This window comes from Trichocoleus desertorum AS-A10 (genome assembly GCF_039962155.1).
GTDB lineage: Bacteria > Cyanobacteriota > Cyanobacteriia > FACHB-46 > FACHB-46 > Trichocoleus.
In genome coordinates, this window is sequence record NZ_JAMPKN010000043.1 from 21,165 (window position 1) to 29,901 (window position 8,737).

At 50.0% G+C, this 8,737-nt stretch carries 10 protein-coding genes; 5 read left to right on the forward strand and 5 right to left on the reverse strand.

All coding sequences use genetic code 11. The features are described 5' to 3' along the window. Positions 1-4: 4 nt before the first annotated feature. The 3 genes from NDA01_RS26495 to NDA01_RS26505 are packed head-to-tail and all read right to left on the reverse strand — an operon-like array spanning position 5 to position 2,265. Positions 5-1,291 carry a glycosyltransferase gene (locus NDA01_RS26495; RefSeq protein WP_348230343.1) on the reverse strand — a complete coding sequence of 429 codons (1,287 nt, stop codon included), beginning with the start codon at positions 1,289-1,291 and terminating at the stop codon, positions 5-7. A 10-nt stretch (positions 1,292-1,301) separates the two neighbouring features. Further along, positions 1,302-1,781 carry an SRPBCC family protein gene (locus tag NDA01_RS26500; protein ID WP_348230344.1) on the reverse strand — a complete coding sequence of 160 codons (480 nt, stop codon included), beginning with the start codon at positions 1,779-1,781 and terminating at the stop codon, positions 1,302-1,304. Positions 1,782-1,812: 31 nt separating this feature from the next. Then, positions 1,813-2,265 (reverse strand): cupin domain-containing protein, encoded by a 453-nt coding sequence (locus tag NDA01_RS26505; protein ID WP_348230345.1) that lies wholly within the window; start codon positions 2,263-2,265, stop codon positions 1,813-1,815. Positions 2,266-2,441: 176 nt separating this feature from the next. Here NDA01_RS26505 and NDA01_RS26510 point away from each other — a divergent pair, with 176 nt between their 5' ends. Together NDA01_RS26510 and NDA01_RS26515 are read left to right on the forward strand one after the other, a co-directional pair. Next, positions 2,442-3,035, forward strand: a complete 594-nt coding sequence (locus tag NDA01_RS26510) for a TetR/AcrR family transcriptional regulator (protein ID WP_348230346.1) — start codon at positions 2,442-2,444, stop codon at positions 3,033-3,035. A gap of 212 nt (positions 3,036-3,247) precedes the next feature. Continuing rightward, a complete protein-coding gene (locus NDA01_RS26515; RefSeq protein WP_348230347.1) occupies positions 3,248-3,496 on the forward strand; it encodes a HEAT repeat domain-containing protein in 249 nt (82 codons plus the stop codon). A 187-nt stretch (positions 3,497-3,683) separates the two neighbouring features. Here the strand turns inward: NDA01_RS26515 and NDA01_RS26520 are convergent, their stop codons facing one another. Continuing rightward, on the reverse strand, positions 3,684-4,049 hold the full coding sequence (locus NDA01_RS26520) for a DUF2834 domain-containing protein (protein WP_348230348.1): 366 nt from the start codon (positions 4,047-4,049) through the stop codon (positions 3,684-3,686). Between the two features lie 99 nt (positions 4,050-4,148). Between NDA01_RS26520 and NDA01_RS26525 the strand changes: the two genes are divergently transcribed. From NDA01_RS26525 to NDA01_RS26535, 3 genes are all read left to right on the forward strand, one after another. After that, entirely contained in the window at positions 4,149-4,991 is an 843-nt protein-coding gene (locus NDA01_RS26525; RefSeq protein ID WP_348230349.1) for a helix-turn-helix domain-containing protein, read from the forward strand. Positions 4,992-5,347: 356 nt separating this feature from the next. Further along, entirely contained in the window at positions 5,348-5,734 is a 387-nt protein-coding gene (locus tag NDA01_RS26530) for an NUDIX hydrolase (RefSeq protein ID WP_348230354.1), read from the forward strand. Positions 5,735-6,072: 338 nt separating this feature from the next. Then, complete coding sequence (locus tag NDA01_RS26535; RefSeq protein WP_348230350.1) at positions 6,073-7,035, forward strand: aldo/keto reductase; 963 nt, start codon at positions 6,073-6,075, stop codon at positions 7,033-7,035. 194 nt (positions 7,036-7,229) lie between these two features. Here the strand turns inward: NDA01_RS26535 and NDA01_RS26540 are convergent, their stop codons facing one another. Then, positions 7,230-8,447, reverse strand: coding sequence for a saccharopine dehydrogenase family protein (locus tag NDA01_RS26540; RefSeq protein ID WP_348230351.1), 1,218 nt, complete (start codon positions 8,445-8,447; stop codon positions 7,230-7,232). Positions 8,448-8,737: the final 290 nt, after the last annotated feature.

Sequence of the window (8,737 nt, forward strand, 5' to 3'; positions counted from 1 at the left end):
TTCCTCAACCATATTGAGCGAATTGATGCTTAGAACTTGCTAGATAACGCTCCACAACTCCGATCGCTTCCTGGACTCCATTCTCTGCTCGAATTACTGCCCCGATCGCCTTTGCCTGCTGTTGCATGGCTGAATTAGTGACAGCAGTTGTGATGGCTGCTGCCAAACGGTCTACCGTTAACTCGGCTTTGGGAATGGGAGATGGACTTGTGCCCAATTTCATCACGCGATCGCCCCAAAATGGCTGGTCGCCAAAGAAGGGTACAACCACAGACGGTACTCCCGCTCTGAGCGCAGCAGCCGTTGTTCCGGCTCCACCATGATGGACGATCGCTGCCATTTGAGGAAACAACCAATCATGAGGAACAGAAGAAAGGAGAAATACATCATCAGGCAATTCAGTCTGAGCAATTCCTCCCCAGCCTGTGAGTAAAATGCCCCGTTGTCCCGTATGTTTGAGAGCGTTTAGAATAACTTGAGTCAACTGTGCTGCATCTTCCCCGCTCATGCTGCCGAAGCCGACATACACAGGAGGTAATCCTGCTGCAAGGAAGTCTAGAAGTGCTGGGGAGGGTTGCCAATCTGATGCTTGATCAAGAAACCAATAGCCAGTAATCTGTATGCGATCGCTCCAATTGGCTGGTTTAGGCACAACTGAGGAACTATACCCATAGAGAGCAGGCGTTGGTAAACGATCAAGTCTGCGGTAAATCCTGCCAAAGGGAATAGATGGAAGATGTAACTGCGAACGGCGAAACTCATTCAATGGTTGCCTGAATATTAATCCAAACCCTTCCATCAACAGCGGATAACTCAGTCGATTAAGAGTTCGGCCTAAATGCAATGTTGGGGGTAGCGAAGGATACGGGAAATCTGGGTTAGAACTTTGAGGCATTAAGGAGGCGAAAAAACAGGGAATTCCTAATGCTTCAGCGATGTCATAGCCCCAAACTGCTGTAGCTGTGAAAATAATGGCATCACTATCCTGACAAGCTGCCCAAGAATCAGCGATCGCCTGAGCCACTAGCGGTTGCACCATTTGGGCGTATTGCTTGATCAACAAAATTGGATTCTGGCTCTTTAGCATGTTCTGTCCAGCTTCGCTTGCCATCAGGGCTTGGACATCTCCTGCGATCGCAGCAAACGCTAGTCCATACTCTTGCACCATCTCCTGAAACGTGTCGTGGGTAGCGAGCTTAACTTGATATCCAGCCTGTTGGAGTCCTTGTCCTAGGGCAAGGAACGGTTGAACATCCCCTCGTGATCCTGTGGTTAAAATCGTAATTTTCATCACTGAGTCCTCAATCAGAATCTTCCATCGTCCGTTTGAGATTGGCAAGACAAATGTTCTGGGCAGTTTGAAAGGGATGTTTGACCATTGCCAGGAAAACCACATAGGCAAGTAAATGCCGCATCTCAAACTCAAATTGCCAGGTGATCTGCGTTCCTGAATCGATCGCTTGATAGGACCATTTGCCAGAAGCAGAACGTAGAAGCCATGAAAATGGCGGCTTGAGCCCATCTAGCAATTCGTAGGTTTGAAGGGTAGGACGTTGAAGAGAAATAATGCGTTCTGTGACTTTAGAACCATCGCTGTTGTGTACAATGCGCGTACTACCTGCGTGGAGTGATAACCCATCGGTCGTAGTTGCACTCAAAATGGCAGGAATTGCCTGATAACCTGTGAAGCACCTGGGCAGATTCTGACAGTCAATCGACTCATCAAACACTCGTTCAATAGGTGCATTAATGGTAGTTTGTGCACTCGTTTGGATGAGCATTCTACATCTCCTCCATGTGTTACCCATGATGTCACTCAAACCGCAAGCCGTACTTGGCAGAAATCTCTTGTAAAACAGTGAGATCCGGTGGCAAGCTGGTGATTCTTTCGCCAACTTCCCGATAGAATTCGGCAGCAGTCGCAGGTGAAACGATCATCAGAACCCGAGCGATCGCAGAGAGCACCTTAAAGGTGTGCACCGCATTGGCAGGAATGTGGCTCACTGCACCTGCGGTTACAACTTGCTGACGATGGCCCAACGTAATTTCGAGTTCGCCTTCTAGGATGTAGAAAGTTTCTTCCCAAGGATGGCGATGCAACGGGGGTTCTCCATAAGCCGCATCGATCATCTCAAACACAGCGTACTGACCGTTCGTATCATTGCCATCTAGCTTCCATACGAGTGTGTGCGTCAGCATGGAATGCATATCCCCCTGACCAGATTCAAGGATTTTAGGTTGGGCGTGCTGTACTACTGTCTTCATAAGTGTTTCTTCAAGAAATCACAGGGTCTAGCAATTGTCGGCTATTAGCCGAACCGAACGGTCTAGTTCGACTAATTCAAATCGTACTCTCAGTGGTTTGATGGCCAATTCACCCGACCGGGTAGTCTTTAGACCGTACTGTACGGTACGATAAATGGGTTGGTTCAGGTCGTACGATGCTTAAGGAAGCCAAGCAAACCGCCAAGGCAGAGCAAATTTTGCAAGGAGCCCTGCAAGAGTTTTTGCAGGGTGGCTATGCCGCGACCAGCATGGCTCGGATTGCAACCACGGCAGGAGTATCGAAGGAAACGCTCTACAGCTACTTCGAGAGTAAGGAAAAGCTGTTTGCGGCGATCGTGCAATACACCGCTGAGCAGCATCTCCAACAGGTGTTTGCCTCAGAGCCGCTGCCGGCTGACCCTGTAGAACAGCTACGAATACTAGCGGCGAAGAGCATTACTCCGGAAAATCTTGATCCGATGCGAATGAACTTTTATCGGTTGATTGTGGGGGAATCGGGACGCTTTCCTGATCTAGCTCGGTTCTACGTCGAGCATTTTGAAAAACCGGGTTTGGAGGTTTCGGCGGATCTTCTGAAAGCGGCTCCTCAACTCCGCAGTTCAGACCCAGCAGCCGTGGCCTGGATTATTTCTGGAACGTTGAGCTACTACTATCAAATGATGGAGATGCTGCAAGGTAAGGACATCCTGGATATGAGTTTCGATCGCCTAGTGGAAGCTCTGATTGAATTACTGTTTGGCGATCGTTGAAGGTGCGACGACACGCCTTGCAGCGAAATACAGAGTAACCGTAAATTAGTCGTGCGTTGCAGTGGAGTCGTGTGGGCGCAGCTGCAATGGGCGAATTCATGGAAAGCCGCTGGATGGGAGGTGAGGGCAGGAGCCAGTCTACCAAGTAGAGGCTTCTGCCCTCAGTTTGAGCACCTAGTTCTGACAGTTTCCGGAAGTTTAGCCTGCAAGCGTTGAAAAAAATCCCTGCCGATCGCTCGTTATCAGTATTCATCAAAGCGCTAACGGATGAGGATTCCGATGTGCAACGAGATGCAGCGATCGCTTTGGGAATTCTGAAAAACCAAGCCGGGCTCAACCCCTTACAGCAAGCCCTGAATGGCTGTTTCGTGGTGTCTGTATCTCTGCGAAACGAGCCATTCAGAGTATTCAGGAAACCAGGCAAGAGCCATCCAATGCCTAGCCATTCTTCTCCTCTTTAAACGACTCACCCAGATCCAACACCACAGCCTCTCGATCCATACCCGTTCCTCAATAGAAGGGATGCTGTGCGGCTAGAAGAGAGTCAACTAGGGAGGCATTGATTTCAACCTCAGAAGCGGGTCTTCCGATCGCGCCTGCTATTGGCTTTGAACTCATGTTTGCCTCCCCAGTTAATCTCGGATAATCTCAAACAGGGCGCTCTAGAAGTTGCTCTCGACGGTATAGGAAGAAGGGTAGAGAACAGGAAAGCCCAACGCCAAAGGTCAATCCAATATACAGAATGATCCAGGCTCGTGGGATGTTTAACCGCTTCAGTTCAATCCACATAAAGCCAAAGAAGGCGATCGCAGAAATCAGTAAATCCGTTGTCAGCCCTGCTGCAATGTTATTCGCAAAGGCTTGGTGCAGGAAAAATGAGGGAGAAAGTAATGCCGAGGGATTTTGCAGGAGCCAGAACCAGGGTTCAATGGAACCGACAATGGTCAGTATCAAATACAGAACTTTGATACTGTTGAATGCGTGGGTTGTTGGAAGATTCGTTGCCTTCAACATCGGGTTTACCCTCAATCAGGATGCTGTCATCATGGAATAGGGAGATAATCAAAGCAATTACCTCTCAGGTAATCAAAGCTATCTTTTGCCAACCTGGTTATGCAGCAACACACCCATGCTTCAAATCCACCCCTCGACTCGTTTGGACGGCTTCTGAAGCAATGGCGGAGCCAGCGAGGATTTAGCCAGCTTGATTTAGCCGTGACCAGTCAAGTGTCTCAACGCCACATTAGCTTTCTGGAATCGGGACGAGCCAAACCCAGCCGAGAAATGGTGTTACAACTAGCAGAGGTGCTAGAGATTCCGTTAAGACAGCAAAACTTGATGCTGACAGCTGCTGGATTTGCTCCTGTTCACACAGAGACTGACCTATCGGCTCCTGAAATGACTTCGATCCGTAAGGCACTTGACTTCATGCTGCGACAGCAGGAACCCTATCCGGCGATTGTGGTCGATCGCTACTGGAACTTGCTGCTGACCAATCAAGCTGCCAATCGACTGCTGAGCGCTTTTATTAGCCCAGAGGAACTGCAAGCCCACTTCTATCGTGATGGAAAAGTCAACCTGATGCGAGCAATGTTTCATCCTCAAGGGTTCCGTCCCTTTGTGGTGAACTGGGATGATTTTTCGGTGCATTTGTTACAACGCTTGCAGCGAGAAGCAATTGCTGAAGGTGAAAGTGAACAATCCCAAGCGTTATTGACTGAGTTAATGAGTGATCCTGGGATTGCTGGGGTTTGGCACGCTGCTGCTCGTGCGGCTCAAAATACCGTGCTGCTGACCGTTCATCTCAAACGAGGAGATCTAGAATTGCAATTTTTCTCGACGATCGCTACCCTTGGAACAGCCTACGACATTACCTTACAAGAACTCAGGATTGAGTGTTTATTTCCAGCCAATGACCAGACAGAGCATCACTGGCAACAACTCCTAAAATCTTAGAATCCTTTAGAACTCGAACCTAATAATGCTCTGTCTGGTCTGGCTCTAGAATAGACACAGCTTGAGTTGTAAATCTGACGATGCAATCTAAACACAACGAACCCAGTCTTCCAACTTGGCGGAGTAGAGCAACTCAATTTTTATTGGGTTCAATCCTGGGGTCTTTCTTGATCCTGGTTCCACTCTCCTATGGCATGTACTTCACACCGGAGGCCGTTCATCTTGTTCATTACATTGGTTCGGCTGCTTTTGTGTTGCTGTGTGGGATACTCTCCGCCGTGTTCGGAGATCGGTTTCTACAGCTGCTTTCTAAACTGTTCGAATCGATGCCTACTAGTTGAAACGAGTGCACTATCATTGAGGTCGTTGTCTGGGTTTGCATCAGGGATAGACAGGTTTTGTGTGCTCGGACAAGGGGCAAGGATATGTTTTATCTACCTGGTGGCAAGCGGGAGAAGGGTGAGTCTGACTGGGAAGCATTGCGCCGAGAGGTTCAGGACGAACTCAATGTCAGCCTGATTGCTGAAACCTTAACTGAGGTGATGGTGGTGCAGGAAGTCGCGCATGGATACACAGAGCCAACTCAGGTGACAATGCGCTGCTTCCAGGCAGACTACAGGGGTGAAATCATCGCTAAATCTGAAATCGAGGAGATCGCGTGGTTGAGTTATACGGATTTAGCCCAATGTGCTCCAGCCACTCAACGGGTACTGGAGTATTTGTATCAACAGTGGATTGATTAGGTGCGATTGGTGACAAGAAACCGCTGTTCAACAGCATCCGCCGTTTCGACCAGCACTAGCTCCATAGGACAGTAATACGGTAAGCCTACCGATAACTTGTGTGTTTAATGGAATATCTTCTGTCCTGCTGAAATGAATGCTGAGATCAAAACCATTCACTTTTTAGGCAGCAAATTCGCTCAACCGAGAAGAGTCATACGATAGTTCAACCGTCCTTCTACCGCGATCCCCAGTCTGCCTGAGTGTGTCTCTAGGCAGAGAGTGAGAACTTTTTCTTGTGTTTGAATTGGCTCATAGCTAGAGGCACTGAGGCTCTAGCGGGCAGGTAAGGAGAACAGATGCCAGAAAGTACATCACAATCAGAAATGCTCTACCGAACCCTAGGCAGCACTGGGGAGACCGTTTCTGCGATCGGGTTGGGCGGATGGCACCTCAGCTTAGAACGGGTGGATGAGCCGCTGGCGCTCCGCATTGTTCGCAGTGCGATCGATCGCGGTATCACCTTTATGGATAACAGTTGGGACTATAACGGTGGCCTCAGCGAGATGCGGATGGGAAAAGCATTGCGTGATGGCTACCGAGACAAAGTATTTTTAATGACGAAGATTGACGGTCGCTCTAAGCAAGAAGCCACCAGACAGCTAGACGAATCTTTGCAGCGCCTACAAGTAGATTGCATTGATCTGGTCCAGCATCACGAAATTATCCGCTACGAAGACCCCTATCGAGTTTTTGATGAAGCAGGAGCCCATGCCGCTTTGGTTGCAGCAAAAGAAGCTGGTAAACTGCGATACATTGGCTTCACCGGGCACAAAGCCCCTCAAATTCATCTCCACATGCTGGAAGTTGCCGCTCAGCAGGGGTTTAAGTTCGATGCGGTACAGATGCCGCTGAATGTGATGGATGCTCACTACCAAAGCTTTGCCAAGCTAGTGGTCCCAGAACTGGTGAAGCAAAACATTGGCATCTTGGGCATGAAAAGTCTGGCAAACGGCGTGCTTTTACGCTCCAATACAGCAACGCCAATTGAATGCCTGCACTATGCCCTGAATCTGCCGACGTCGGTGGTGATTACGGGAATTGATAGTCTGGAAATTCTGGATCAAGCCTTGGAAGCAGTGCGAACCTTTCAGCCCCTGAACGAGGAGCAGGTGCGATCGCTCTTGGCAAAAACGGCAACGGCAGGAACCAGCGGTAAATTCGAACCCTTCAAAACTTCATCGATTTATGATGGCACTGCCAAAAATCCTGATTGGTTGGGAGAGGAGCCAGAGCGCATTCAGGAATTAATGTTAGCGTAAGCCAGAGGGTAGATTAGGATTTAGCGGCAGGGCGATCGTGCTCTCCTTAGCAGGCAGCATGATGATGAGCCTTTCAACAACTTCGAGTCACTCGAATTCACCAACACACTTCCCTGAGCAGGGCTGCTCCCGTTAGGGAATGTTCGTGCTTAGCTATCCATCCACCGATCCTGCTTTCAATCCTAGCCCACAAATTATAGAGTCACATCTACAGTCATTCCAGCTCGGCGTAAGCGCTCTGCCAGCACTTTACCTAAGCCAGTCGCAGGCGTCAGAATCCCGCCGCGTGTCTGCCCACCTGGTAGTTCATCTAGTTGCAAGGCTAGACTCAGAGCCGATTCACAGACAAATTTGACTGTGGCTCGATTGCCTGGGTCTCCTTGGCCTCGGATCAGTCCTCGCACTTGGCGGCCATCTGTTGCAGTCCCGACCAGTTCACAGGAGAACCACCCATCATTCCTCGTTTGCTCAGACGGTCCATCACCTGGTTGCGGCAAGAGCGGTTGCAGCAGCGATCGCGCTTGGGGTTGTTGCACAATGCCTGTAAATAGAGCCAAGCCAGCGGTAACACTCGTTGCTTTCAGCCACGACAGCGGTTCATCGAACTTGAGATACTCCTGATAGGTGAAGTCAGGTCCGTAGGAGTCTTGCCACTCCTCGTAGAGAGCAGCACTTCGACGGACAATGCGGGTATTGACAGGCCCCATGACGAAGGGAGCGACCCAAGTGTTGAGGTCGGCAGCAAAAGAGGGCGTTTGGGGGTCACGGTGGCGCTCAGCCTGAGCGGGAGGGGGAGTCGGAGAAGGATTCAGCAGGAATGGGTCATTCATCTGAGCGGCCCCGGCGGAATCATAGAGATGGAAAGCCGAGACCAGTGTTCCTCCGTTCAACCCGCCATACATTTGAAAGTAAGCCTGCACCTGCTGGCAAGGAACTCCTAGCTCTCGTTGTAGATGCCGCACCATGAGGTAGGCGCCCAGGTCCGAGGGCACTGAATCAAAGCCACAACAGGGAATGATGCGAGTGCCATCAGCGGTGGCTTGAGCTTGGTAGCGATCGATCAAGGTTCTGACCCAGGGTGTTTCTCCTGTGATATCAACGTAGTGCGTTCTGAAGCGCACGCAGGCATCGACCAGGGCATTGCCATAGAGGGCAAAGGGGCCAGCCGTACTCAGGAGCACTCGGGTTTGAGACACAATGGCATCAATCGCCGCCTCGTCCTGACCGTCGGCAACGAGCACATCGACGGTGGTACCGACTTCAGCACGAACGGCTTCCAGCTTCTGGCGATTTCTGCCCGCGATCGCCCATCGTACTTCTTCCCCGGCATGGTTGGCAAAGTACTGCACGGTCTGTTTGCCGACAAAACCACTGGCACCATAGAGAATAACATCATAGGGACGCTCAGACATCGCAGAACCACTCCTAGTCACAGGCTGCACTGGCTACTATACTCTTTCGCAACGATCGGAGGTCACATGACCACTTATCTCGTCACAGGGATAAATCGAGGCATTGGTTACGAGTACTGTCGGATGTCAAAATGGCTGACACATTCCTCAGCCCTCTCTGCACGATGAACCAAGAAGGGCGTTGCTGAATAGGTAATGATTTAAGCTGAGAGAGGAATTGTTCGATACTTCAAATAATGCAGCAGCAACCGAAGTGAACACTTCAACATCTCAACTGATTTGGAGTAGCA

Coding starts and splice junctions, on each gene's coding strand:
- NDA01_RS26495 (WP_348230343.1), bottom strand. CDS start 1,291: ATGAAAATTACGATTTTAACCACAGGATCACGAGGGGATGTTCAACCG.
- NDA01_RS26500 (WP_348230344.1), bottom strand. CDS start 1,781: ATGCTCATCCAAACGAGTGCACAAACTACCATTAATGCACCTATTGAA.
- NDA01_RS26505 (WP_348230345.1), bottom strand. CDS start 2,265: ATGAAGACAGTAGTACAGCACGCCCAACCTAAAATCCTTGAATCTGGT.
- NDA01_RS26510 (WP_348230346.1), top strand. CDS start 2,442: ATGCTTAAGGAAGCCAAGCAAACCGCCAAGGCAGAGCAAATTTTGCAA.
- NDA01_RS26520 (WP_348230348.1), bottom strand. CDS start 4,049: ATGTTGAAGGCAACGAATCTTCCAACAACCCACGCATTCAACAGTATC.
- NDA01_RS26525 (WP_348230349.1), top strand. CDS start 4,149: ATGCAGCAACACACCCATGCTTCAAATCCACCCCTCGACTCGTTTGGA.
- NDA01_RS26535 (WP_348230350.1), top strand. CDS start 6,073: ATGCCAGAAAGTACATCACAATCAGAAATGCTCTACCGAACCCTAGGC.
- NDA01_RS26540 (WP_348230351.1), bottom strand. CDS start 8,447: ATGTCTGAGCGTCCCTATGATGTTATTCTCTATGGTGCCAGTGGTTTT.